Origin of the sequence: Sphingomonas montanisoli (assembly GCF_008274695.1) — a bacterium.
In the GTDB taxonomy this organism is placed as follows: Bacteria; Pseudomonadota; Alphaproteobacteria; order Sphingomonadales; family Sphingomonadaceae; genus Rhizorhabdus; species Rhizorhabdus montanisoli.
On record NZ_VTOU01000003.1, the window covers coordinates 920,636 to 942,979 of the forward strand.

The window sequence follows — 22,344 nt, forward strand, 5'->3', positions numbered from 1 at the left end:
AAGGGGGCCATTTGGCCCCCTTCGCCGTTCGAATGATTGAAATTACGCGCGGATGAGAACCAGCCCGCGCTGGCGTCGCATCACGCCACCGACCAGACCGAAGCCCAGGATCAGCATCGCCCACGTCGTCGGCTCGGGCATCGCCGAGACGCTGCCGCCGACCGACGAGAGATCACCCTGGAAGTTGAGCGCGTGAACTTCGCCGTAGAGCGAGACGTTGTTCGCGATCAGGTTGCCCTCAAGGTTACCACGGCTGTCCTTCACGAAGGTCGCCTTCGGCGCCAGAACGGTGCCCTGCCAGTCACCCAGCGTCAGGTCGGTCGCTTCGTAGAAGTTCCAGATGATGTTCTGCGCCGAACCGGTATTCGCCATATTGGCGTTGATCGAACCGCTGCTCAGGTTGCCGGCGACGTTGATGATCGTCGTCTTGCCCGAACCCGAAGTGATGCTGATCTGGTCGCCGATGCTCTTGAGCTGATCGACGGTGGTGTTGATCACATTGAAGGCGCCAGTGGCGTTATAGGTGAATTTGTTGTTCGCCGTGCTCGCCGTGCCGGTGCTCGCCAACGCCTTCAGATTGTCCGACAGGCTCGTCATGTTATTGATGAGCGAGGCCTTCTGGCTGGTCAGCGCGCTGGTGAAATTCGGATTGCTCTGAGCAAGGCCTGTCGTCGGCGACAGATTGTTCTGCAGGCCGGCACTGTTGGTGCCGCCGACATAAACTGTGTTGCCGTTGGTCTGACGCTCGAGCTGATAGACGTTCTGGTTGCCGCCAACCACGAGATCGCCCTGCTTGAAGTCGATCTTCTGGCCAGCGGTGTTACCGACGACCGTGAGCGAGCCCGTGCCGTTGGCCGAAGCCGAGGTGGCCGTGAAGTTATACTGGCCGTTGGTCGCCTGGATGTTACCGCCGACGAAGGTGCGACCCTCGATCTCACTGTTCATCTGAACGATGTTGTTGAACGCGATGAGGTTCCATTCCTTGAGCTGCGCCGCCGTGCTCGTCACGGGCGTGGCGATCATGGCAGCCTGCGCCGAACCAGCTGCGGCAAGCGCCAGCAGGCCAACACTCACATTCCGAACCATCTGCGTCCAACGCATCGTCATATTCCCTGTTCGCGCCGGTGTTGCCCACCCACGCATCGTCCGTCCCCCAGCGCTTATCCAAAACGGGAGAAAAGAAACAGTGAATTCACGCGCTGCTCACCAAGCCGATATGTAAAGATTTCCGACATTAATTCAGCTTGAAGATGTGATTCAGTAGCGCGCAAGGTCAGATAGATCGAAATCGCCGATATCGTTGTAAAAGTCGCCGACAAGCCGAAGCGAATTTTTTACAATTTCAGCGGCCTTCCCGTCAGAGAAACCGCGCCCTGGCGTGCCAAAAAGCCGCCAAGTGCACGAATCACGCGATTCGGGAATCAGCCGAGGAAAGGCGCGATCTGATGTCCGCCTTCGTAGATCATCTTGATCGCGACATAGACGATCACAACCAGGCCGACATAGCCGATCCAGCGATAGCGCTCGATGTAACGCGCGATCAGATTGGCCGCGATGCCCATCAGCGCCACCGACAACAGCAAGCCGACGACCAGGATTCCGGGATGCTCGCGCGCGGCACCGGCGACCGCCAGCACATTGTCGAGACTCATCGAGACGTCGGCGAGCGCGACCGACCAGGCGGCGCCCAGGAAGCTCTTGGGCTGCGGAACACCGTCATGATCCTCGGGGGCACCCTCGCCCGTCTGCATTCGCAGCTCGCGGAACATCTTCCACGCGACCCAAAGCAGCAGCAGACCGCCCGCGAAGACCAGCCCGACGATGTTCATCAGCGCGCTGACGCCGACCGCGAAAACGATCCGGAGCACCAGTGCGGCACCAATGCCGATCAGGATGACCTTCTTGCGCTGGGCCGGTGGCAAACCCGCCGCCAGTGCGCCGACGACGATCGCATTGTCACCCGCCAGCATCACATCGATCATCAGCACCTGGACGAACGCGGCCAGGGCGGAGGGCGATCCGATATTGGAGAAATCGGCGACGATGTGGTTCCAGAGGTCGATCATGACCCGCTGTTAGGATGGGAAAGCGCGGCTGTCGATGGACCCTGCGCCGGAATCCTACTGGTTCATCGAATCGAAGAAGTCTTCGTTCGTCTTCGAATCCTTCATCTTGTCGAGCAGGAACTCCATCGCGTCGATGGTGCCCATCTGCATGAGGATGCGGCGTAGCACCCACATCTTGCTGAGCTTGCCCTTGTCGACCAGCAACTCTTCCTTGCGTGTGCCCGATTTCCCGACGTCCATCGCCGGGAAGATGCGCTTGTCGGCGACCTTGCGATCGAGGACGATTTCGGAGTTACCGGTGCCCTTGAACTCTTCGAAGATGACCTCGTCCATGCGGCTGCCGGTATCGATCAGCGCGGTGGCGATGATCGAGAGCGAGCCACCCTCCTCGATGTTGCGCGCGGCGCCGAAGAAGCGCTTCGGGCGCTGCAGGGCGTTCGCATCGACACCACCGGTCAGCACTTTGCCCGACGAGGGAACGACGGTGTTGTAGGCCCGGCCGAGACGGGTGATCGAGTCGAGCAGGATCACGACGTCCTTCTTGTGCTCGACAAGGCGCTTGGCCTTTTCGATCACCATTTCGGCGACCTGGACGTGGCGCTGCGCAGGCTCGTCGAAGGTCGAGGAAATGACCTCGCCCTTCACGCTGCGCTGCATGTCAGTGACTTCCTCCGGCCGCTCGTCGATCAGCAGCACGATCAGGAAGACTTCCGGATGGTTATCGGTGATCGCCTTGGCGATGTTCTGCAGCAGAACCGTCTTACCAACGCGCGGCGGTGCGACGATCAGCGCGCGCTGGCCCTTGCCCTGCGGCGCGACGATATCGATCACGCGGGAAGACTTGTCCTTCACGGTCGGATCGAGCGTGTCGAGGGTAAGCTTCTGCTCGGGATAGAGCGGGGTCAGATTGTCGAAATTGACGCGATGGCGGACCGCGTCGGGATCATCGAAGTTGACCGAGACCAGCTTGGTCAGCGCGAAATAGCGTTCACCATCCTTGGGCCCGCGGACTTCGCCTTCGACTGTGTCACCGGTGCGCAGGCCGAATTTGCGAACCTGGTTGGGCGAAATGTAGATGTCGTCGGGGCCCGCGAGATAATTTGCCTCGGGGCTGCGCAGGAAGCCGAAGCCATCGGGCAGCACCTCGATCGTGCCGAGCCCCATGATCTGCTCACCATTTTCGGCTTCGACCTTCAGGATCGCAAACATCAGATCCTGTTTGCGCATCGTCGACGCGCCCTCGACACCCAGCTCCTCGGCCATGCTGACCAGGTCGGCGGGGGTCTTTTTCTTGAGGTCTTTCAGATGCATGCGGGTCGAAGTCCTGCGGGAGCTTGGGAGGATCGGTAGCGGCGATCAGCGCGCGTAAAACCAATGCTGTCAGTCGGGAAAAGTGCCTTGCTCGAACGGCAGGCCTGTTCTGTGCCCGCAGCTAAGCAGCGTGAGGCGTCAAGTCAAGCTGACTTAGAACGGCCGGACGATGACCAGGATGACGATGATGGCGGTGGCGATACCCGGAATCTCGTTCATGAACCGCAGAGATTTGTCGGACGGTGCGCGATATCCGGACGCCATCCGCTTGCCATAGCCGACCGCCCAGCCGTGAAAGCCCGAGAGCGCGAACACCGTCGCGAACTTGGCGAGGAACCAGGGCGTGGTCCACAATCCCTGGTCGAAGGCCAGAGTCAGCCCGAAAATCCAGACGATCGCCATCGCCGGGGTGATGATGATCGACCGCAGCCGTCGCTCACGCTCGATCCATGCCTTGTCCTCGGTCGATCCCGGCGTCGATGCCCAATGATAGATGTAGAAGCGCGGCAGCATGAAAAGCCCCGCCATCCAGAAGATGACGAAGATCAGATGCCCTGCCTTCACCCAGGGATAGGCATTGCCCAGAAATCCGACATAGGCGTCCATCAAAGCTTCAACCCCGCAGCCGGCCCAGAAGTTGCTCGACATGCGCGATCGGCACGTCGGGCGTTATGCCGTGGCCCAGATTGAACACATGCGGACGTGCCGGAAAAGCCCCTCTGATCGTATCGATCGCCGTATCGAGCGCCTCGCCACCGATCAACAAGGCCATCGGATCGAGATTACCCTGCACCGGCAGATTTTCGGGCAGGCTGGCATCCGCCCAGACCGGATCGACCGTCTCGTCGAGTCCGACCGCACTAACCCCCGTTTCGCGGGCATAAGCGGGAAGCTTGCCGCCAGCGCCTTTCGGAAAGCCGATGATCGGCGTGTCGGGATGGCGACGACGCAGTTCGGCGACCATCTTCGCCGTCGGCGCGATGACCCAGCGTTCGAACTCGCGCGGAGCAAGACTGCCCGACCAACTGTCGAACAACTGGACCGCATCGACACCCGCATCGATCTGCTTGGACAGATAATCGACCGTGGCATCGACCAGCGTATCGATGATCGCACCGAAAGCCGCCGGGTCGCGATAAGCCATGCGCCGCGTCTCGGCCTGCTCACGGCTTCCCTGTCCCGCAACCATGTAGGTCGCGACGGTCCAGGGACTTCCCGCAAACCCCAGGAAGGTGGTGCGCTCGGGCAGGCCGGCGCGCACCTTGCGGACGGTGTCGTAAATCGGATCGAGGCGATCGGCGACAGGCTCGAGCACGGACAGCGCATGATCGACGAGGGTTGGCGACAGGCGCGGCCCCTCGCCAACCTCGAACCGCAGATCCTGGCCCAGCGCGTGGGGGATCACCAGGATGTCCGAAAACAGGATCGCGCCGTCGAATCCGAAGCGGCGGATCGGCTGAAGCGTGATCTCGGCCGCCGCATCGCTGTCATAGGCCATGGCGAGGAACCCGCCCTTTTCGGCCCGCAGCGCGCGATATTCGGGCAGATACCGCCCTGCCTGCCGCATCAGCCACACCGGCGGCGGATCGCGCCGTTCACCGCGCAGCACCGCGAGCAGGGGGCGATCCGCATCGCTGACGGATTCGTGACGCGTCGCCATCATCTTCATGACTCTCTTAAGGAACTAAAGAATGGAAGTAGGAGTTTGTAGGGGTTCGGGAAGCGGGGTTTATTCACAAGCAGCCCGATTGCCAACAGCTTGACTCCTGCCGCGTCGTGATCCGCCGCCGAGTCCCTGATGTCATTCCCGTTATCCACAGCCCCATCGATTCGGTGCACCACCTGTGGACGAATCGATGAAGTGAGTCAGGGTCAGCGGGGAGCGATGCAGCGCTTGAAACGACACCCGCCGTTCGGGTAGCGCCATCCCCATGTTTTTCCACAGGTCTGTCCAGCGGGCACGGCGCCTATGATCCGGCTTCACCTCCACCTCCTGTCGGATTCGACTGGCGAGACGCTGGAAAATATCGCCAAGGCCGGTCTCGCCCAGTTCGAGAATGTCGAGACGATCAAGCATTTCTGGCCGATGGTTCGATCGGTTGGTCATCTCGACCGGATCATGCTCGAAATCGCACAGCGTCCCGGGCTCGTCATCTTCACGCTTGTGAACAATGACGTGCGCCGCCGCCTTGAGACGCGCTGTCACGCGCTGGGCCTGCCGATCGTATCGGCTCTGGATCCGGTGATCGAAGCCCTGTCACGGCTGCTGGGGCAGGAGGCAATTGCGCGTCCGGGCAGGCAACACAGTCTCGACGCCGCCTATTTCGCGCGGGTCGACGCGATCCAATATACGATCGCACATGACGATGGGATCGCGTCGGAGGATTGGGAAGAGGCTGATATCGTCCTGGCCGGCGTCTCGCGATCGTCGAAGACGCCGACGTCGATCTACCTCGCCAATCGCGGCTATAAGGTCGCTAACATTCCGCTGGTGGTCGAATCCCCGCCGCCGCAAAGTCTGTTCACGCTTGTCCATCCGGTGATCGTCGGGCTGACGACCAGCCCCGAACGCCTGATCCAGATCCGCCGCAACCGGCTGCTCTCGCTCAATCAGATGCCCGAGACAGCTTATGTCGATCAGGAGGCGGTTGCTGCCGAACTCGCTTTCGCTCGCCGCATGTTCTCCGATCAGGGGTGGCCGGTGATCGACGTGACCCGCCGATCGATCGAGGAGACCGCAGCGGCGATCATCAATCTGGTCAACGAAAAGTCCGGCGGCACAGGCGGGGGAATTTGAGGATGCGATTGATCCTGGCGTCCCAATCCGCCTCGCGCCGCGCGATGCTCGATGCTGCTGGCGTCCCGTTCGATGCGATGGCAGCGGCTGTGGATGAGGAATCGGCCAAATTGTCGCTGCGCGCCGAGGGCCGCGATGCCCGCGCGCTCGCCGATGCACTTGCCGAGCTCAAGGCGACGAAGCTCTCACGTAAATATCCCCAGGATCTCGTTCTCGGCTGCGACTCCACCGTCGCGCTCGACGATGGCGAGATGATCGACAAGGCGCCTACGCGCGAGGTGGCTGCCAATCTGCTTCGCCGAATGGCCGGCACGCGCCATCGCCTGTTCAGCGCTGCCGTGATCTGCGAGGGTGGTGCGCCGGTCTGGCGCTTCGTCGATGTCGCCAAGATGCATATGCGCGCGATGAGCGACGCGTTCATCGACTCCTATCTGGACGCCGAATGGCCTGCGGTTTCGGGCTGCGTCGGCGGCTACCGGATCGAAGGGCCGGGCGTGCAGCTTTTCGACAAGATCGAGGGCAGTCAGTTCACGATCATGGGCCTGCCGCTGCTCCAGCTCCTCACCTATCTGCGCGATCGGGGAGTGATGCCGCGATGAAGCCCCTTCGACCCAGCTCAGGGCAGGCCTATGCGGAGGTGATCGGCGATCCGATCGCTCATTCGAAATCACCGCTGATCCATCGCCATTGGCTCAGGCTTGCCGGCATCGACGCCGATTATGTCGCGACCCACGTGAAGCCGGACGAACTGGCCGGCTATCTCGCCAGCCGTCGCGCCGACCCGCAATGGCGGGGGTGCAACGTCACGATCCCGCACAAGCAGGCGATCATGCCTTTGCTCGACCGCATCGATCCGGCCGCAGAGCGGATCGGCGCAGTCAACTGCGTCGTGCCAGAAGGCGACGAGCTGGTGGGCTACAACACCGACTATGCCGGCTTCCTCGAGCCGCTCCAGCCGATGCTGGCCGACACCCACCTGTTTCACATGGCACGGATCTTCGGCGCGGGTGGTGCCGCCAAGGCGGTTGCGCTCGCTCTGCACGATCGGGGATTCACGATCGTGGTGGGTGCGCGCAATCTCGATCAGGCGCGGGCGTTGCGCGCCAATTTCGCGCCCGACGACAAATTGATTGCGCCGCTCGATCATTTCGCGACGCCGATCGATTTCAACTGGGATGATCGCGAAGGGATCCTCGACGTCGTCGTCAACACGACGAGCCTGGGCATGAAGGGCTATCCACCGCTGCCGCTCGATTTCAGCCACGTCCCGCCGAACGCGATCATCTACGACATCGTCTATGCCCCGCTCGAAACCCCATTGCTGGCCGAGGCGAGGCGGCGCGGTTTGCATACGATCAACGGGCTGGCGATGCTGATCGGTCAGGCGGCCGACGCTTTTCGCCGATTCTATGGCGTCGATGCACCGCGCGGTCAGGACGACGCGCTCCAGGCCAAATTGATCGCATGATCATTCTGGGGCTCACCGGGTCCATCGGCATGGGCAAATCGACCGTGTCGAAGATGGCGCGGCGGCTGGGTGTCCCCGTTTATGATGCGGATGCCGAGGTCCATCGGCTGCAGGGGCCGGGTGGAAAGCTGGTCGACGCGATCGACGCGCTCTTCCCGGGCGTAGGGGGCGAAGCGGGAATCGATCGCGTCGCGCTCGGCCGGCATGTGCTGGGGGACAAGAGCGCGCTCGCCAGACTCGAACGACTCATCCATCCCGTCCTCGTCGAGTCGCGCCGCCAGTTCCTGCGCCGGCATCGATCGCGCCGAGTCGTAATCCTCGACGTGCCGCTCCTGTTCGAAAAAGGGGGGTGGCGTTCGGTCGATGCATCGGTGGTCGTATCGGCCCCGGCGTGGAAGCAGGCGCGGCGCGTACTCGCCCGGCCCAATATGAACCCGTTGAAATTGCGTAATATCCGGCAGCTTCAGATGCCCGATCACGTCAAGCGGGCGCGCGCCGACTTCGTGATCGACAATGGCGGATCGGTTCATCGCACCATGTCACAGCTTCGTCATCTGCTGGCTTGCGTGTCGGCAAATGGAGTCCGATATTGTCGCTCATGCGGGAAATCGTCTTCGACACCGAAACGACCGGCCTGAACCCTGCCACCGGGGATCGGCTGGTGGAGATCGGCTGTATCGAAATCATCAACCGGGTCGAAACCGGCAACAGCTTCCACTGCTATTTCAACCCCGAACGGTTCATGCCGGCGGAGGCGGAGGCGGTGCATGGCCTGTCCGATCGCTTCCTTTCGGATAAGCCGCTGTTCGCCAGCCAGGCGCTCGCCTTGCTCGAATTCATCGGCGATGCGCCGCTCGTTGCGCACAATGCGACCTTCGATTTCGGCTTTTTGAACGCCGAACTATCGGCCGCAGGGCACGAACCCATCTGCCTGACGCGGATGGTCGATACGCTTGCGATCGCGCGCAAGGCGCACCCGGGCGCCAAGCACAGCCTCGATGCGCTGTGCAGCCGCTATGGAATCGATCGCAGCCACCGCGTGAAGCATGGTGCGCTGCTCGATGCGCAATTGCTCGCCCAACTCTATGTCGAGTTGACCGGCGGTCGCCAGATCGGTCTTGGTCTCAAGGTCGATACGCTCGTCGCGACGTCCGAACTGATCGTTGCGACCCAGATTCGCACCGCGCCCGCTGTTTTCCGGGCGCCGCGCCCCCATATGGCAAGTAAGGAGGAACTCGAAAGGCATCATGCGTTTATTCAAGGGCTTACGTCGGCCCTCTGGTTGGAGGACGCCGTCGCAAGCTGACCCAAGGCAGGCACCGGCATCATCGGGTCTGCCCAATGACTGCCAAAGCAGACTGGAGGTTGGAAATGGACATCCGTGTTTCGGGACATCAGGTCGAAACTGGTGAGGCTCTGCGAACCCATGTCGAGGATCGGCTACAGGCCATCGCCGACAAGTATTTTTCCCGCAGTATCTCGGCACACGTCACCTTCGGTCGAGGGCAACATGGTAACGGCTTCGGCTGTGACATTGTCGCCCACGTCATGCAGGGCGTGATCCTGAAGGGCCATGGCAGCGCGATGGACGCGCACCCCGCCTTCGATCAGGCGGCCGATCGCATCGAAACCCAGCTGCGCCGCTACATGAAGCGGCTGAAGGATCGCCACAGCGCGCAGCCCAATGGCGCCCTCAACGGCATCGACGACAATGCCGGCTATACGGTGTTCGAATCCCCGGTTGAGGAGGAGGTCGATAACGACAATCCGCTGATCATCGCCGAAACCCGCGTCGACGTGCCCGATGCCAGTGTTTCGGACGCGGTGATGATGCTCGATCTTCGCAACACCAATGCTCTGCTGTTCAAAAATAGCGGTACGGGAACCTTCAATATGGTGTATCGGCGCACCGATGGATCGATCGGCTGGGTGGAGCCCTCCCGATAGGCCCGAAGGAAGTATTGCAGCACCGCGAATGACCATTGCCCGATCGATGGATGATCTGAGCGACCTGCTCGTGCCGCAGGCGGTGCAGCAGGGGCTCACCGTCCCCAACAAAAAGGCGTTATTCCAACAGCTTGGCGGTGTTGCCGCCAAGCTGATTGGAAGTGATGCGCGCACGATCGTCGATCGGCTGTCCGAACGCGAACGGTTGGGGCCGACCGGATTCGGCGATGGCGTGGCGATTCCGCACGGCAAGATCGAGGGACTCGATCGCGTCGTGGGGCTGTTCGCGCGCCTCGCGACGCCGATCGATTTCGCCGCGATCGACGATCTGCCTGTCGATCTGGTCTTCGTGCTGCTGTCCCCCGTCGATGCGGGGGTCGAGCATCTCAAGGCGCTTGCCCGCGTCAGCCGTAGGATGCGCGACAAGGGTTTCGTGGCCAAGCTGCGCGGCGCCGGGACGGACGACGCGCTCTACGCGCTGTTCGCGAGCGGCGAAGCGCGCGACGCGGCCTGACGTGGCAACGCCACCGCCTTCGGGCGCCGCAGCGCACTATCGCGCGCTTGAATCGCTCTACGCAGCGGCGCCGATCAACCAGTTGTTCAAGTCGCGCCTCGAAATCGTCGAGGAAGGCTTCGCGCGGATCCATTTCGTCGTCGACGAGACGGTCTATCACGCCGCCGGCGCGGTGCACGGCACCACCTATTTCAAGATGCTCGACGATGCCGCTTTCTATGCGGCCAACAGCCTGGTCAGCGATTATTTCCTCCTGACGACGGCCTTCAATCTGCTGCTCACCCGCCCGATTCATGCCGGCCCGCTTGTGGCCGAAGGACGCTGGGTCAGCGGTAAGCGGCGCGTTTTTGTCGCCGACGCCCGGCTGGTTGATGCGGAGGGCGAAGAGGTCGCGCGTGGCACCGGTACCTTCATGCGATCGCGCATCGCGCTCGCGGGCCTGCCGGGCTACCGCCAGAAATGATCGAGCCGCGCGCGGCGTCCGCGCTGCTCGTGTCCGCCTTGATTCGCAGGATTCAGGATGATGGCGGATCGGCGATGGTTCTGGCGCGCGGCGACGAGATTGCCGGTTCGATCATCGTCGCGCTCGCCGATCGCGGCGTTCCGCTCGGCCTGGTCGAGCGCGTCTGGCGATTCGAGGGCGGATTCGGCCTCGACAGCGTCGGCCCGACCGATCCGATCGACCAAACCGACTATATCGCCCGCCGCCGCCGCACCGATCCCGATCTCTGGGTGATCGAGGCCGATCATCGCGATGCGCGGGCTATTGCCGAGGCGTTGCTGGCCTGAAGCCAGATCCGTCATTGCGAGCGTAGCGAAGCAATCCACTCTGCAGTTCGGAATGGATTGCCGCGTCGCCTCCGGCTCCTCGCAATGACGAGGTGGAAGAAGTTCCGCAAATGTTCTAAATAACGCGGATGGCCAGCCTTCCCGCCGACATCGATCCGACTCTCGCGCCGCTCGTCGCGCTCGATGTCGCGCGAGGTGTAGCGAAGTTGTTCCTGCGTGCCGAATTGATGCCGATGCCCGAAGTGCCGTTGGGCAATGGCCGCCGTGCCGATCTGATGGCGATCGATCCCAAAGGGTGCATCACGATTGTCGAGATCAAGGTGTCGCGCGCCGATCTGCTCGGTGACGCGAAGTGGCCGGACTATCTCGACTTTTGCGATCGCTATTTCTGGGCAGTACCGGCCGGGTTCGATCTCAGCCCGTTCGACGATCCCGCCTTCCGCCCCGACATTGCCGGTCTGATCGTCGCCGATCGCTATGATGCCGCAGTGCTGCGCGAACCCGCCTTGCGCCCGCTTTCCGGATCGCGCCGTAAGGCGGAGACGCTGCGCTTCGCCCGCCGTGCCGCACGGCGATTGTGGGGCGATCTCGATTGCGCAGGCGACGGTCTCGGCTAGAGGTCGACGCCGTCGAGCGCCGCACGCAGTTCGTCGAGCCAGACCTTAGCATTGCCGTCCGAAGGCGCCCGCCAGTCGCCACGCGGCGACAGAGCGCCGGCTCCGGATACCTTCGGCCCGTTGGGGATCGCGGATCGCTTGAACTGGCTGGTCGTGAAGAAACGCCACAGGAAGCTTTCGAGCCAACGGCGGATCGTTGCCATGTCGTACCCATTGCGCTTGTCCGCCGGGAAACCGATCGGCCACAGCCCCGCATCGGCATCGTGCCATGCGTGCCAGGCGAGAAACGCGACCTTCGAAGGCGGCAGGCCGAGTCGCGCGATATGATGCAGGAAGAAATCGTGCAGCTCGTAGGGGCCGATCTTGGCTTCGGTGCTCTGGATCGCGCCATCGGCATCGGCGGGGACGAGTTCTGGCGAGATTTCGGTCGCGAGGATGGCGGTCAGCAGGCCGCCTGTCGCCGCATCGAACTGCCCGCTCGTCACAGACCAGCGGATCAGGAACTGGATCAAGGTCTTGGGCACGCCGGCATTGACGGCATAGTGGCTCATCTGGTCGCCGACGCCATAGGTGCACCAGCCGAGCGCGAGTTCGCTCAAATCGCCCGTCCCCACCACGAAGCCGTCACGCTGGTTGGCCAGGCGGAACAGGTAATCGGTGCGCAGGCCGGCCTGCACGTTCTCGAAAGTCACGTCATAGACTGCCTCGCCCTTGGCGAATGGGTGGTCCATGTCGGTCAGCATCTGGCGCGCGGCGGGGCGGATATCGATCTCGTCCGCAGTCGCACCCAGCGCCTTCATCAGCGCCCAGGCATTGGCCTTTGTCGCCTCGCCCGTCGCGAAGCCCGGCATGGTGAAGGCCAGGATCGCCGATCGCGGCAGGCCCAGCCGGTCGCACGCTTTGGCCACGACGACCATGGCATGGGTCGAATCAAGCCCGCCCGACACGCCGATCACCATCGTCTTGGCGCCCGACGCCTCGACGCGCTTGGCGAGCCCGGCGACCTGGATGTTGAATGCTTCGTAGCAATCGAGGTCGAGCTTTTCGGCATCTTCGGGAACGAAGGGGAAGCGCGCGACGGGGCGCTTCAGCCCGATATCGGCAAAGCTGGGCGCGTGATCGAAGGTGATGCGGCGGAATGCCGTCTCGGGATGGCCGACCGCCATCGCATTGTCGTTGAACGTGCCCGTCCGCATCCGCTCGAGTCGCAGCCGGCCGACATCGACATCGGCGATGATCAGTTCAGATTCGGTATCGAAACGCCCCGATTCGGCAAGGGTTTCGCCGAGCTCGTGGATCATCGCCTGCCCGTCCCAGGCGAGGTCGGTCGTGCTCTCGCCCGGGCCGCTCGCCGAATAGGCATAGGCCGCGATCGCCCGCACCGATTGCGATGCGCTCAGCAGAGCGCGTTCGCGGGCCTTGCCGATGATGATGTTGGACGCCGACAGGTTGGTGAGGATCAGCGCCCCGGCCAAAGCGCCCATCGTCGACGGCGGCAGCGGCGCCCAATAATCTTCGCAGATCTCGACGTGGAAGACGAAGTCGCGCAGGTCGTTCGCGGCGAAGATCTGATCGGGGCCGAACGGCACGATCTGCCCGCACAGATCGATGGAGAGGCCTGAAAGGTCGTAGCCGAGCGCGAACCAGCGCTTCTCATAATATTCGCGATAATTGGGCAGATAAGACTTTGGAACCACGCCCAAAATCCTGCCGTGTGAGATGGCGATGGCCGTGTTGTAGAGCCGCCCGCTGCGGCGGATCGGCGCGCCGACCAGCAATACGGGCTTAAGCTCGGCGCTCGCGGTGACGATCTTCGCCAGTTCGATCTCGACCCGATCGAGCAAGGCGTCCTGCAGATGCAGATCGTCGATCGCGTAGGAGGACAGGCAAAGCTCGGGGAGGACGAGCAGGTCGACGCCTTTGGCATCCGCACGCTCGGCAAGATCGAGGATCGCGGCGGCATTCGCACCGACATCGCCGACGGTCGCAACCGGCGTACCCGCGCCGACGCGCACGAAGCCATGTCTGTGAATCGATGCGAAGTCGTTACGGGCGCTCATAAGCACGCGCTTACAGCGTGCTGAAGATAAAGGCCAATATCAGGCGTCGAGCATCACGCGGTTACGCCCGCTTTCCTTGGCGCGATACAAGGCCGTGTCGGCGCGACGCAGCAACGTGCCCGGCGAATCGGCATCTTCCAGCATCGCAATCCCGCCCGAAAAGCTCAGGCGACCCAGTGACTGGCCGGTATTCGTGACCTTTAGCTCGCGCGACGCGATTACGGTGCGGACCTTGTCGAGCATGGCGCGCGCGGCCTCGGGATCGGTACGCTCGATGATCAGGACGAATTCCTCGCCGCCGTAACGCGCGCAGAAGCCGTCATTGCTCGCGCGCGCCAGCGAGGTACCCACGAACTTGATCACTTCGTCACCGATCTGGTGGCCGTGCGTGTCGTTGAACTGCTTGAAATGATCGATGTCGCAAATGGCGAGCGCGAGCGGGGTCTTCTGCCGCCGCGCATTTTCCAGCGCCATGCGCAGCTGGTGATCGAAGGCGCGGCGATTCGGCAGGCCGGTCAGCGGATCGCTGTTCGCGGTGCGATGCGCGGCGGCGAGATCGTCATGGAGCGTCTTGATCTGCGCCTCGGTGCGGCGGAGCTCGTCCTCGGCGGCACGGGTCTTGTCGATCATCGCCTTGGTCAGGCCGACCAGCGTGTCGACCGTCATACCCGAATCCTCGATCGAAAGGCCGGCGGCGCCACTCTCCAGATCGGCGGCATAATCGCGCGCCTCGTCCCCCGATCGGGTGACGACCGCGCTCACCTGCTCCAGCAGCCCGCGCGCATTCGCCGCCATGTCGGACAGGTTGCCGCTGTCGAGCCCCGATCGGACCTGCGCGTTGATCGCGGCCAGCGCGGCGGGTGTGATGCGGCCATCCTGGCGCACCGCCTTGTCGATCAGGCCCACGATCATGCTGTCACCGCTCAGATAGCGGTGGCACAGGTCGAAATTCTCGGGAGTCGGCTCGATATCGTTGGAAAAAAGGAGCTCGCCAATACGGTCGTAGAGGCGACGCCATTCGCCTCTCTGTGCGGACGATTCGATGATCTTGTCCTGATGCACGCCGTCGGGGATCCTGTTCTATCTCCCGTCCTGACTAGTGCCCGTTTTGATTATATCCGGTTAATGCCGTGGCGAGACCGTCCTAAAATTTGCGCCAGTGGCCGGTCTCCATCCACGACAGAAGCGGCTTCAGCGGGAGGATCCAGACGATGCCCGCGATCGTATAAACGACGGCCTGGAGCAGCGCCGGTAATCGCTCGATCAACGGCGATGCGAGCAGGACCAGCACGGCCCAGATCATGATCAGCGCAAGAATAACGAATATCCCGAAGGGCTTGCGCCAGCTTGGCTCGCTCATCGTCAAAAACCTTGATGCAAAAGTTTGCGTTCGGTGCAGACCATGTCGAGCGGTTGATCCCAGGGGTCGCATGGGATCTTCTGCACCGCCTGCACGGACCAGGCGACACCGAGCCGCCTTGCGGTGCGATTAGCCGCGAAGACGCGGTCATAAAAGCCCGCCCCCTGCCCGATTCGCATGAACTGCGAATCGAATCCCAGAAGCGGTGTCAGAATCAGGTCGGGGAACAGTTCCGGCGAATCCGCTGGCGGCTGCAGGAGGTTGAACCAGCCTCGATCCAGCGGATCGCCGGGAAACCAACGCAGAAAGCGCATCGGCCGATCGCGGCCATCGACATGGGCCAGTGCCGTCGCGGCCCCGTTAGCTGCCGCGCGCGCCAGTATCGCCATGCATGAGATTTCGGATCCGAGGCCGATATAGCCCGCCACGACATGCGCCGATTCGAGAGTGTCCGCCGCAAGGGACCCCAGCGATGCCTCGGCGGCTTCGCGTTCGCCCGGCGTCATCGCGCTCACGAAGACGTCGCGCTTCGCGCGCAATTCGGCGCGCAGGACGGATTTCTGCGTCTTGGCCGGATCAGTCATGGGCGGAGGTGGCGGGACCGCCGTGGTCGTTTTCCGGAATATCCACTGACGCCAAGTACGTCAGGTGGGGACCATATGCTTCGGACCAGAATCCTAACAGGGACAGCCCCCTATGGATGTGAATCGCCTCAGGGATGTTCTCAGCAGCTCGTGCCGGGCAGTACCCGCCACCCCCTATGTAGGGTGCGGGGGCCGTCGGCTCAAGCGTCGCTGTTCAATCGGTCCGCAAGGCGCTCGATACGCTCGGCGATGCGCTCGATAGCCTGGGCATAGCTGGGGTCGAGATCGGGCTGCGACGGCGGCGTCGCATCTTTCGATTTTGCGTCGTTCAGCTCGTCGGCAAGCAGGATTGCGCTCATCAGCAGGACGCGCGCCTCGGTCATGTCACCGATCGCACGGGTGATGTCGCCAGCCTTGCGATCGACCATGCTCGCCAGCGTGCGCAGTTGATCCTCCTCGCCATCGCGGCAGGCGAGCTTGTAGCGGCGGCCACCGACCGCAACGTCGACTTCGGCCATCAGCCGTTCCCCAGCAGGCGATCGATGCGCTCGATCGCGGTCTCGGTGGTCTCTCGCAATGTCCGGTGGCGCTCGGCAAGACGGAACAGCGCCTCGCTCTCGTCATGCGACAATGAACGCGGACCCGCGTCGAGTCCCTGCTCCACACGCACAAGCGCACGTTCAAGGCGGCCCAGCGCCAGCATCAGGCTTCGATCATCCATCACAGACCGAAATAGCAGGCTGATCGTCGCCCGCAAGCCGCCCAGAGCCTCGATCCTTGGTTGACGATAAGGCCGCGACAGGACAAAGGGTCGCGCGGTTGGGGGTCGCGGCGGCGCGGCACTTTGCCATTTCAGGTCCGCTCCCGCGCAAGGTCTTCAGATGAGTGTAACGCCACGCCAGCTCGCCAACGCCATCCGGGCGCTGTCGATGGATGCCGTGCAGGCCGCCAATTCGGGCCATCCGGGCATGCCGATGGGCATGGCCGACGTCGCGACCGAATTGTTCACCAACCATCTGAAGTTCGATCCGCTGCAGCCCAAATGGGCCGATCGCGACCGTTTCGTCCTGTCGGCGGGGCATGGATCGATGCTGATCTATTCGCTGCTCCACCTGACCGGCTATGCGCGCCCCACGATCGAGGACATCGCGAATTTCCGCCAGCTGCACAGCCCGTGCGCCGGCCACCCCGAGAATTTCGAGCTTGCCGGGGTCGAGGCGACCACCGGTCCCCTCGGTTCGGGCCTGGCCACCGCAGTCGGCATGGCGATCGCCGAACGGCATCTGAACGCCGTGTTCGGCGACGATCTGGTCGATCACCGTACCTGGGTCCTCGCCGGCGACGGCTGCCTGATGGAAGGCGTCAACCATGAGGCGATCGGTCTCGCTGGGCATCTGAAGCTCGGCAAGCTGATCGTGCTTTGGGACGACAACCGTATCACCATCGACGGCGCGGTCTCGCTCTCGTCGTCCGAAGACGTGATGGCGCGCTACGCCGCGACCGGCTGGCACACCGTCGCTTGCGACGGGCATGATGCGGCGTCGATCGCCAAGGCGCTGGAAGCGGCCAAGACCGATCCGCGCCCTTCGATCGTCCAGTGCACCACGGTCATCGGCTATGGCGCCCCGAATAAGCAGGGCACGTCGGCCACCCACGGTTCGGCGCTTGGCACCGATGAAGTCGCGGCCACCCGCACCGAACTTGGCTGGACGTCCGAGCCGTTCGTCATCCCCGCCGACATCGCCGAAGCGTGGCGGGCCGCCGGCCATCGCGGCTCGTCGGTTCGCTCACAGTGGGAATCGCGCCTTGTCGCCAATGGTCAGCGCGCCGAGTTCGAGCGTCGCATGGCGGGCAAACTGCCGGCCGACTTCTCGCTCCAGCCTTATCTCGAAGGCCTGATTGCGAACCCGCAGAAGGTCGCGACCCGCAAGGCATCTGAAATGGTGCTCGGTCCGATCAACGATCAGCTTCCCGAGACGATCGGCGGTTCGGCCGATCTGACCGGGTCGAACAACACCAAGACCAAGGGCCAGGCGCCGCTCACCGCCGATGATTATAGCGGTCGCTATATTTATTACGGCATCCGCGAATTCGGCATGGCCTGCGCCATGAACGGCCTCGCGCTCCACGGCGGCGTGATCCCTTATGGCGGCACCTTCCTGGTATTTTCGGACTATTGCCGTGGCGCGATCCGCCTGTCGGCGCTTCAGCAGCAGCGCGTCGTCTATGTCATGACGCACGATTCGATCGGGCTGGGCGAAGACGGCCCGACCCATCAGCCGATCGAGCATCTGATGAGCCTGCGCGTGATGCCGAACCTCGACGTCTATCGCCCGTGCGACGTGATCGAGACGGCCGAATGCTGGCAGCTGAGCCTCGAAAAGGCCGATGGTCCTTCGCTCCTCGCTCTGTCGCGCGAAGGTCTGCCGCAGCTGCGCACCGATATCTCGCAGAACTTCTCCGCGCTGGGCGCCTATCGCCTCAAGCCCGCGACGGCCGCGCGCAAGGTCGTGCTGATCGCGAGCGGCTCGGAGGTCGAGATCGCGGTGGCCACCGCAACGAAGCTTGAAGAAGCCGGCATCGGTGCCGATGTCGTTTCGATGCCCAGCTGGGAGCGGTTCGACGCGCAGGACGAAGCCTATAAGGACGGCATCCTGCCGGCCGACGCGCTGCTCGTCTCGATCGAGGCCGGCTCGACGATCGGCTGGGAACGCTATGTCGGCCGCAAGGGGCTGCGTTTCGGCCTCGACGGGTTTGGCGCCTCGGCCCCCGTCAAGGCGCTCTACGACCATTTCGGCCTGACCGCCGACAAGATTGCCCCGCAGATCATCGGGGCGCTTTCGAACTGAGCAAGGAGTAAGCGAGTATGGCCGTGAAGGTTGCGATCAACGGGTTCGGGCGTATCGGTCGCCTTGTGGCGCGCGCCATTCTTTCGCGCACCGACCATGATCTGGAGTTGGTCGCGATCAACGATCTGGGCGACGCCAAGTCCAATGCTCTGCTGTTCAAGCGCGATTCGGTGCACGGCAATTGGGCCGGCGAAGTCGGCGTCGACGGCGACAGCCTCGTCATCAACGGCAAGAAGATCAAGGTCACGGCCGAGCGTGATCCCGCCAACCTGCCGCACGCGGCACTGGGCGTCGACATCGCGCTCGAATGCACCGGCATCTTCACCGACAAGGCGAAGGCCAGCGCGCATCTGACCGCCGGCGCCAAGCGCGTCGTGATCTCGGCACCCGGCACCAATGTCGACAAGACGATCGTGTTCGGCGTCAATCACGACAAGCTGACCGCCGATGACATCGTCATCTCCAACGCCAGCTGCACCACCAACTGCCTGGCGCCGCTCGCCAAGGTGCTGAACGACGCGCTCGGCATCGAGAGCGGCTTCATGACGACGATCCACAGCTACACCAACGATCAGAACACGCTGGATCAGCTGCACAAGGACATGCGCCGCGCGCGCGCTGCCGCCGTCTCGATGATCCCGACCTCGACCGGCGCCGCCCGCGCGGTGGGTGAGGTTCTGCCGGAGCTGAAGGGCAAGCTGGATGGTTCGTCGGTCCGCGTGCCGACCCCGAACGTCTCGGTCGTCGACCTCAAGTTCATCGCCAAGAAGGACACGACCGTCGCCCAGGTCAACGAACTGCTGAAGGCGGCATCGGAAGCCGGTCCGCTCAAGGGCGTGCTGGGTTATTCGGACGAGCCGCTGGTCTCGATCGACTATAATGGCGATCCGCGCAGCTCGACCGTCGACAGCCTGGAAACTGCCGTCGTGGACGGCAAGCTGGTGCGTGTGCTCAGCTGGTACGACAATGAATGGGGCTTTTCGAACCGCATGATCGATACCACCGGTATCGTGGCGAAGTTCCTCTAAGAACCATCGGGGCGGCCCCCAAGGGCCGCCCCTTTCTTTTCCTCTATCAAGGTGCCGGCATGACCTTCAAGAGCCTCGACGACATCGGCGAAATCAAGGGCAAGCGCGTCCTGGTCCGCGAGGATCTGAACGTGCCGATGGACGACGGCAAGGTCACCGACGACACCCGGCTGCGCGCCGCCGCCCCGACGATCGCCGAATTGGCGGACAAGGGCGCGATCGTGCTGATCCTCGCGCATTTCGGCCGCCCCAAGGGCGAGCGTAACCCCGACATGAGCCTGGCGATGGTCACCACGCCGCTGCGCGACGTTCTGGGCCGCGACGTGCGCTTCATCGGCGATTGCGTGGGCGAGCAGGCTGAGGAGGCGGTTGCGCAGCTCCAGCCAGGCGACATCGCGATCCTGGAAAACACCCGCTTCCACAAGGGTGAGGAGAAGAACGACCCCGAACTCGCCAAGGCGATGGCGAAGCTGGGCGATCTCTACGTCAACGACGCCTTCTCGGCCGCGCATCGCGCGCACGTCTCGACCGAAGGCCTCGCGCACATTCTGCCTGCCTTCGCGGGCCGCTCGATGCAGGCCGAGCTTGAGGCGCTCGAAAAGGCGCTCGGCAAGCCCGAACATCCGGTGATGGCTGTCGTCGGCGGCGCCAAGGTCTCGACCAAGCTCGACGTGCTCAAGCAGATGGTGACCCAGGTCGACCATCTCGTGATCGGTGGCGGCATGGCCAACACCTTCCTCGCCGCGCGCGGCGTGAATGTCGGCAAGTCGCTGTGCGAGCATGACCTTAAGGACACCGCGCTCGAAATCCTCGACGCGGCGGACAAGGCCGATTGCACCGTCCACCTGCCCTATGACGTGGTGGTGTCGAAGGAATTCCGCGCCAATCCGCCCGTCCGCACGATCAACGTCCACGAAGTGGCCGACGACGAGATGATCCTCGATTGTGGCCCGTCCGCCAGCGAGCAGATCGCCGATGCGCTCAAGACCTGCAAGACGCTCGTCTGGAATGGCCCGCTCGGCGCGTTCGAAATGGCGCCGTTCGATACGGCGACGATGGCGCTGGCGAAGATTACCGCAGCGCTCACTAAGTCGGGCTCGCTCATTTCGGTCGCGGGTGGTGGCGATACGGTCGCGGCGGTCAACGTCGCGGGCGTCGCGGACGACCTGACGTTCGTGTCGACCGCGGGCGGCGCCTTCCTGGAATGGATGGAAGGCCGCGAGTTGCCGGGGGTCGCTGCTCTCGGCTGATGATCACTATCCGTGCCATCGACCATGTCGTGTTCCGGGTCGTCGACCTCGAACGGATGGCGCGATTCTATACCGATGTGCTCGGTGCCCGCTTCGAGAAGCATCAGGAGGCAATCGGCCTTCATCAGCTTCGGGTGGGCGATGCGCTGATCGACCTGATACCGGTCGACGGACCGCTGGGTGCCAAAGGTGGCGCGGCACCCGGCATCGAGGGCCGCAACGTCGACCATATCTGCTTCCGCGTCCTCCCCTGGGACGGGGATGCGATCTTGAGAGAGCTGGAGGGGCATGGAATCACGGCCGAAATCGCCTCGCGCTACGGCGCAGAAGGTGAAGGGCCGTCGATCTACCTCACCGATCCTGAAGGCAATATGCTGGAGCTCAAGGGTCCGCCCTGGGCGCCGGTGCCGAAACCGAACTGAACACACCATCCACCGGAGGCCAGCCGATGACGATTGACCAGAAGACGAGCGAAAAGGTTGCGAAGGGCGACGGCTTCATCGCCGCACTCGACCAGAGCGGCGGTTCGACGCCCAAGGCGCTGAAGGGCTATGGCATCGACGAAAGCGCCTGGTCCGACGAAGCCGGCATGTACGCGCTGATCCACGATATGCGCAGCCGCATCATCACCTCACCCGCTTTCAGCGGCGACAAGGTGCTCGGCGCGATCCTGTTCGAGCGCACGATGGATGGCCAGGTCGATGGCAAGCCGACCCCGCAGGCGCTGCTCGATCGCGGTGTCATACCCTTCATCAAGATCGACAAGGGCCTCGAGGATGAGGCGAACGGCGTCCAGCTGATGAAGCCGATGCCCGAACTCGACGCGCTGCTCGCAAAGTCGAAGGCGCTGGGCGTTTACGGCACCAAGGAGCGTTCGGTGATCAACCTCGCGAATCGCGAGGGCATCGCCGCTGTCGTCAAGCAGCAGTTCGAAATCGGCCAGCAGGTGCTCGCGGGCGGCCTCGTGCCGATCATCGAGCCCGAAGTGAACATCAAGAGCGCCGAGCGCGCCGAAGCCGACCAGATCCTGCTCGAAGAGCTGGTGAAGGCGCTCGACGCGATGACCGGCGACGACAAGGTGATGCTGAAGCTGTCGCTGCCGACCAAGCCGGGCCTGTTCCAGCCGCTGGTCGATCATCCGCGCGTCCTGCGCGTCGTCGCGCTCTCGGGTGGTTTCGAACGCCCCGAGGCCTGCGTCGAACTCGCCAAGAATCCGGGCATCATCGCCAGCTTCAGCCGCGCGCTGCTCAACGATCTGCGCCACAGCATGACCGATGACGAGTTCAACGCGTCGCTGGGTCAGGCGATCGACGACATCTACACCGCTTCGGTCAAGAAGACGGTCTGATCGGTGACGGGGGCGGGGCGGATGTTCGGCATCTACCTCGCCCTCTCGATCCTCGGCGCGATCCTGCCGCTGTCGGCCTTCGCGCCTTGGTTCGTCGAGCATGGACTCGACCTTCCGGCCTTCGTGGCCGAACTTTTCTCCACCCGCATCGGCGCCTTCTTCGGCTGGGACGTAATCGTCACAGCGCTGGTGTTGTTCGTTCTGATCGCGGTCGAAGGCGCGCGGGCCGGCGTTCGCCATCGCTGGCTGCCAATTTTCGCGACATTAGCCGTCGGCGTGTCGTGTGGTCTGCCGCTATTCCTCGCGTTGCGCGAGCGTGCGCTTCGCGGAGGCCGTGATTTCGGCTAGGGGCGTCG

The 22,344-nt window shown here is 63.3% G+C and carries 27 protein-coding genes; 16 read left to right on the plus strand and 11 right to left on the minus strand.

The annotated features are described in order from the left end of the window. Window positions 1-42: 42 nt before the first annotated feature. From FYJ91_RS15685 to hemE, 5 genes are all read right to left on the minus strand, one after another. Window positions 43-1,101 (minus strand): collagen-binding domain-containing protein, encoded by a 1,059-nt coding sequence (locus tag FYJ91_RS15685; RefSeq protein ID WP_181008533.1) that lies wholly within the window; start codon window positions 1,099-1,101, stop codon window positions 43-45. 320 nt (window positions 1,102-1,421) lie between these two features. Then, window positions 1,422-2,066 (minus strand): TerC family protein, encoded by a 645-nt coding sequence (locus FYJ91_RS15690; protein ID WP_149523180.1) that lies wholly within the window; start codon window positions 2,064-2,066, stop codon window positions 1,422-1,424. Window positions 2,067-2,120: 54 nt separating this feature from the next. Next, window positions 2,121-3,377 carry a transcription termination factor Rho gene (gene rho, locus FYJ91_RS15695; RefSeq protein WP_149523181.1) on the minus strand — a complete coding sequence of 419 codons (1,257 nt, stop codon included), beginning with the start codon at window positions 3,375-3,377 and terminating at the stop codon, window positions 2,121-2,123. A 153-nt stretch (window positions 3,378-3,530) separates the two neighbouring features. Continuing rightward, window positions 3,531-3,983 carry a CopD family protein gene (locus FYJ91_RS15700; protein ID WP_149523182.1) on the minus strand — a complete coding sequence of 151 codons (453 nt, stop codon included), beginning with the start codon at window positions 3,981-3,983 and terminating at the stop codon, window positions 3,531-3,533. 7 nt (window positions 3,984-3,990) lie between these two features. Continuing rightward, window positions 3,991-5,037 carry a uroporphyrinogen decarboxylase gene (hemE, locus tag FYJ91_RS15705; RefSeq protein WP_149523403.1) on the minus strand — a complete coding sequence of 349 codons (1,047 nt, stop codon included), beginning with the start codon at window positions 5,035-5,037 and terminating at the stop codon, window positions 3,991-3,993. A gap of 309 nt (window positions 5,038-5,346) precedes the next feature. On the opposite strand from hemE, the gene FYJ91_RS15710 reads away from it, so the two are divergent. From FYJ91_RS15710 to FYJ91_RS15755, 10 genes are all read left to right on the plus strand, one after another. After that, window positions 5,347-6,174, plus strand: a complete 828-nt coding sequence (locus FYJ91_RS15710; protein WP_149523183.1) for a pyruvate, water dikinase regulatory protein — start codon at window positions 5,347-5,349, stop codon at window positions 6,172-6,174. A 2-nt stretch (window positions 6,175-6,176) separates the two neighbouring features. Beyond that, window positions 6,177-6,773: a Maf family protein gene (locus tag FYJ91_RS15715; RefSeq protein ID WP_149523184.1), complete on the plus strand. Its 597-nt coding sequence runs from the start codon at window positions 6,177-6,179 to the stop codon at window positions 6,771-6,773. Then, window positions 6,770-7,642 (plus strand): shikimate dehydrogenase, encoded by an 873-nt coding sequence (gene aroE, locus FYJ91_RS15720; RefSeq protein WP_149523185.1) that lies wholly within the window; start codon window positions 6,770-6,772, stop codon window positions 7,640-7,642. The genes FYJ91_RS15715 and aroE overlap by 4 nt, the downstream gene beginning before the upstream one ends. Then, window positions 7,639-8,280, plus strand: coding sequence for a dephospho-CoA kinase (coaE, locus tag FYJ91_RS15725; protein ID WP_149523186.1), 642 nt, complete (start codon window positions 7,639-7,641; stop codon window positions 8,278-8,280). The genes aroE and coaE overlap by 4 nt, the downstream gene beginning before the upstream one ends. Beyond that, a complete protein-coding gene (gene dnaQ / locus FYJ91_RS15730; protein ID WP_149523404.1) occupies window positions 8,241-8,948 on the plus strand; it encodes a DNA polymerase III subunit epsilon in 708 nt (235 codons plus the stop codon). The genes coaE and dnaQ overlap by 40 nt, the downstream gene beginning before the upstream one ends. 65 nt (window positions 8,949-9,013) lie before the next feature. Further along, complete coding sequence (gene hpf, locus FYJ91_RS15735) at window positions 9,014-9,589, plus strand: ribosome hibernation-promoting factor, HPF/YfiA family (RefSeq protein ID WP_149523187.1); 576 nt, start codon at window positions 9,014-9,016, stop codon at window positions 9,587-9,589. 46 nt (window positions 9,590-9,635) lie between these two features. Further along, window positions 9,636-10,103, plus strand: coding sequence for a PTS sugar transporter subunit IIA (locus tag FYJ91_RS20950; RefSeq protein ID WP_246152680.1), 468 nt, complete (start codon window positions 9,636-9,638; stop codon window positions 10,101-10,103). A gap of 1 nt (window position 10,104) precedes the next feature. After that, entirely contained in the window at window positions 10,105-10,566 is a 462-nt protein-coding gene (locus FYJ91_RS15745) for a PaaI family thioesterase (RefSeq protein WP_246152656.1), read from the plus strand. Beyond that, complete coding sequence (locus tag FYJ91_RS15750; RefSeq protein ID WP_149523190.1) at window positions 10,563-10,892, plus strand: DUF1491 family protein; 330 nt, start codon at window positions 10,563-10,565, stop codon at window positions 10,890-10,892. Before FYJ91_RS15745 ends, FYJ91_RS15750 begins: the two co-directional genes overlap by 4 nt. A gap of 128 nt (window positions 10,893-11,020) precedes the next feature. Beyond that, on the plus strand, window positions 11,021-11,509 hold the full coding sequence (locus FYJ91_RS15755; protein ID WP_149523191.1) for an MmcB family DNA repair protein: 489 nt from the start codon (window positions 11,021-11,023) through the stop codon (window positions 11,507-11,509). Here the strand turns inward: FYJ91_RS15755 and FYJ91_RS15760 are convergent. From FYJ91_RS15760 to FYJ91_RS15785, 6 genes are all read right to left on the minus strand, one after another. Then, a complete protein-coding gene (locus tag FYJ91_RS15760; protein WP_149523192.1) occupies window positions 11,506-13,569 on the minus strand; it encodes an NAD(+) synthase in 2,064 nt (687 codons plus the stop codon). The two genes, FYJ91_RS15755 and FYJ91_RS15760, sit on opposite strands and share 4 nt — an antisense overlap. Window positions 13,570-13,608: 39 nt before the next feature. Continuing rightward, entirely contained in the window at window positions 13,609-14,631 is a 1,023-nt protein-coding gene (locus tag FYJ91_RS15765) for a GGDEF domain-containing protein (RefSeq protein WP_149523193.1), read from the minus strand. 82 nt (window positions 14,632-14,713) lie between these two features. Next, window positions 14,714-14,929 carry a DUF2842 domain-containing protein gene (locus tag FYJ91_RS15770; protein WP_149523194.1) on the minus strand — a complete coding sequence of 72 codons (216 nt, stop codon included), beginning with the start codon at window positions 14,927-14,929 and terminating at the stop codon, window positions 14,714-14,716. 2 nt (window positions 14,930-14,931) lie between these two features. Further along, window positions 14,932-15,513: a 5-formyltetrahydrofolate cyclo-ligase gene (locus FYJ91_RS15775; RefSeq protein WP_149523195.1), complete on the minus strand. Its 582-nt coding sequence runs from the start codon at window positions 15,511-15,513 to the stop codon at window positions 14,932-14,934. Between the two features lie 200 nt (window positions 15,514-15,713). Beyond that, window positions 15,714-16,031: a cell division protein ZapA gene (locus tag FYJ91_RS15780; RefSeq protein ID WP_149523196.1), complete on the minus strand. Its 318-nt coding sequence runs from the start codon at window positions 16,029-16,031 to the stop codon at window positions 15,714-15,716. Beyond that, complete coding sequence (locus FYJ91_RS15785; protein ID WP_149523197.1) at window positions 16,031-16,234, minus strand: hypothetical protein; 204 nt, start codon at window positions 16,232-16,234, stop codon at window positions 16,031-16,033. Before FYJ91_RS15785 ends, FYJ91_RS15780 begins: the two co-directional genes overlap by 1 nt. Before the next feature lie 160 nt (window positions 16,235-16,394). Between FYJ91_RS15785 and tkt the strand changes: the two genes are divergently transcribed. From tkt to FYJ91_RS15815, 6 genes are read left to right on the plus strand one after another with little or no spacing between them, the layout of a single operon-like run. Further along, on the plus strand, window positions 16,395-18,362 hold the full coding sequence (gene tkt, locus FYJ91_RS15790; RefSeq protein WP_149523198.1) for a transketolase: 1,968 nt from the start codon (window positions 16,395-16,397) through the stop codon (window positions 18,360-18,362). Between the two features lie 17 nt (window positions 18,363-18,379). Continuing rightward, the gene (gene gap / locus FYJ91_RS15795) at window positions 18,380-19,390 is read left to right on the plus strand and encodes a type I glyceraldehyde-3-phosphate dehydrogenase (RefSeq protein ID WP_149523199.1); all 1,011 of its coding nucleotides are present in this window, start codon (window positions 18,380-18,382) and stop codon (window positions 19,388-19,390) included. A gap of 59 nt (window positions 19,391-19,449) precedes the next feature. After that, the gene (locus FYJ91_RS15800; RefSeq protein ID WP_149523200.1) at window positions 19,450-20,640 is read left to right on the plus strand and encodes a phosphoglycerate kinase; all 1,191 of its coding nucleotides are present in this window, start codon (window positions 19,450-19,452) and stop codon (window positions 20,638-20,640) included. Continuing rightward, window positions 20,640-21,062 (plus strand): VOC family protein, encoded by a 423-nt coding sequence (locus FYJ91_RS15805; protein WP_149523201.1) that lies wholly within the window; start codon window positions 20,640-20,642, stop codon window positions 21,060-21,062. Before FYJ91_RS15800 ends, FYJ91_RS15805 begins: the two co-directional genes overlap by 1 nt. A gap of 26 nt (window positions 21,063-21,088) precedes the next feature. Further along, window positions 21,089-21,988 carry a fructose bisphosphate aldolase gene (locus FYJ91_RS15810; protein WP_149523202.1) on the plus strand — a complete coding sequence of 300 codons (900 nt, stop codon included), beginning with the start codon at window positions 21,089-21,091 and terminating at the stop codon, window positions 21,986-21,988. Between the two features lie 21 nt (window positions 21,989-22,009). Beyond that, window positions 22,010-22,336, plus strand: coding sequence for a DUF2834 domain-containing protein (locus tag FYJ91_RS15815; RefSeq protein ID WP_149523203.1), 327 nt, complete (start codon window positions 22,010-22,012; stop codon window positions 22,334-22,336). Window positions 22,337-22,344 lie beyond the last annotated feature (8 nt).

Coding starts and splice junctions, on each gene's coding strand:
- FYJ91_RS15685 (WP_181008533.1), bottom strand. CDS start 1,101: ATGCGTTGGACGCAGATGGTTCGGAATGTGAGTGTTGGCCTGCTGGCG.
- FYJ91_RS15690 (WP_149523180.1), bottom strand. CDS start 2,066: ATGATCGACCTCTGGAACCACATCGTCGCCGATTTCTCCAATATCGGA.
- rho (WP_149523181.1), bottom strand. CDS start 3,377: ATGCATCTGAAAGACCTCAAGAAAAAGACCCCCGCCGACCTGGTCAGC.
- FYJ91_RS15700 (WP_149523182.1), bottom strand. CDS start 3,983: ATGGACGCCTATGTCGGATTTCTGGGCAATGCCTATCCCTGGGTGAAG.
- hemE (WP_149523403.1), bottom strand. CDS start 5,037: ATGGCGACGCGTCACGAATCCGTCAGCGATGCGGATCGCCCCCTGCTC.
- FYJ91_RS15710 (WP_149523183.1), top strand. CDS start 5,347: ATGATCCGGCTTCACCTCCACCTCCTGTCGGATTCGACTGGCGAGACG.
- FYJ91_RS15715 (WP_149523184.1), top strand. CDS start 6,177: ATGCGATTGATCCTGGCGTCCCAATCCGCCTCGCGCCGCGCGATGCTC.
- aroE (WP_149523185.1), top strand. CDS start 6,770: ATGAAGCCCCTTCGACCCAGCTCAGGGCAGGCCTATGCGGAGGTGATC.
- coaE (WP_149523186.1), top strand. CDS start 7,639: ATGATCATTCTGGGGCTCACCGGGTCCATCGGCATGGGCAAATCGACC.
- dnaQ (WP_149523404.1), top strand. CDS start 8,241: ATGCGGGAAATCGTCTTCGACACCGAAACGACCGGCCTGAACCCTGCC.
- hpf (WP_149523187.1), top strand. CDS start 9,014: ATGGACATCCGTGTTTCGGGACATCAGGTCGAAACTGGTGAGGCTCTG.
- FYJ91_RS20950 (WP_246152680.1), top strand. CDS start 9,636: ATGGATGATCTGAGCGACCTGCTCGTGCCGCAGGCGGTGCAGCAGGGG.
- FYJ91_RS15750 (WP_149523190.1), top strand. CDS start 10,563: ATGATCGAGCCGCGCGCGGCGTCCGCGCTGCTCGTGTCCGCCTTGATT.
- FYJ91_RS15755 (WP_149523191.1), top strand. CDS start 11,021: ATGGCCAGCCTTCCCGCCGACATCGATCCGACTCTCGCGCCGCTCGTC.
- FYJ91_RS15760 (WP_149523192.1), bottom strand. CDS start 13,569: ATGAGCGCCCGTAACGACTTCGCATCGATTCACAGACATGGCTTCGTG.
- FYJ91_RS15770 (WP_149523194.1), bottom strand. CDS start 14,929: ATGAGCGAGCCAAGCTGGCGCAAGCCCTTCGGGATATTCGTTATTCTT.
- FYJ91_RS15775 (WP_149523195.1), bottom strand. CDS start 15,513: ATGACTGATCCGGCCAAGACGCAGAAATCCGTCCTGCGCGCCGAATTG.
- FYJ91_RS15780 (WP_149523196.1), bottom strand. CDS start 16,031: ATGGCCGAAGTCGACGTTGCGGTCGGTGGCCGCCGCTACAAGCTCGCC.
- FYJ91_RS15785 (WP_149523197.1), bottom strand. CDS start 16,234: ATGGATGATCGAAGCCTGATGCTGGCGCTGGGCCGCCTTGAACGTGCG.
- tkt (WP_149523198.1), top strand. CDS start 16,395: ATGAGTGTAACGCCACGCCAGCTCGCCAACGCCATCCGGGCGCTGTCG.
- gap (WP_149523199.1), top strand. CDS start 18,380: ATGGCCGTGAAGGTTGCGATCAACGGGTTCGGGCGTATCGGTCGCCTT.
- FYJ91_RS15800 (WP_149523200.1), top strand. CDS start 19,450: ATGACCTTCAAGAGCCTCGACGACATCGGCGAAATCAAGGGCAAGCGC.
- FYJ91_RS15805 (WP_149523201.1), top strand. CDS start 20,640: ATGATCACTATCCGTGCCATCGACCATGTCGTGTTCCGGGTCGTCGAC.
- FYJ91_RS15810 (WP_149523202.1), top strand. CDS start 21,089: ATGACGATTGACCAGAAGACGAGCGAAAAGGTTGCGAAGGGCGACGGC.
- FYJ91_RS15815 (WP_149523203.1), top strand. CDS start 22,010: ATGTTCGGCATCTACCTCGCCCTCTCGATCCTCGGCGCGATCCTGCCG.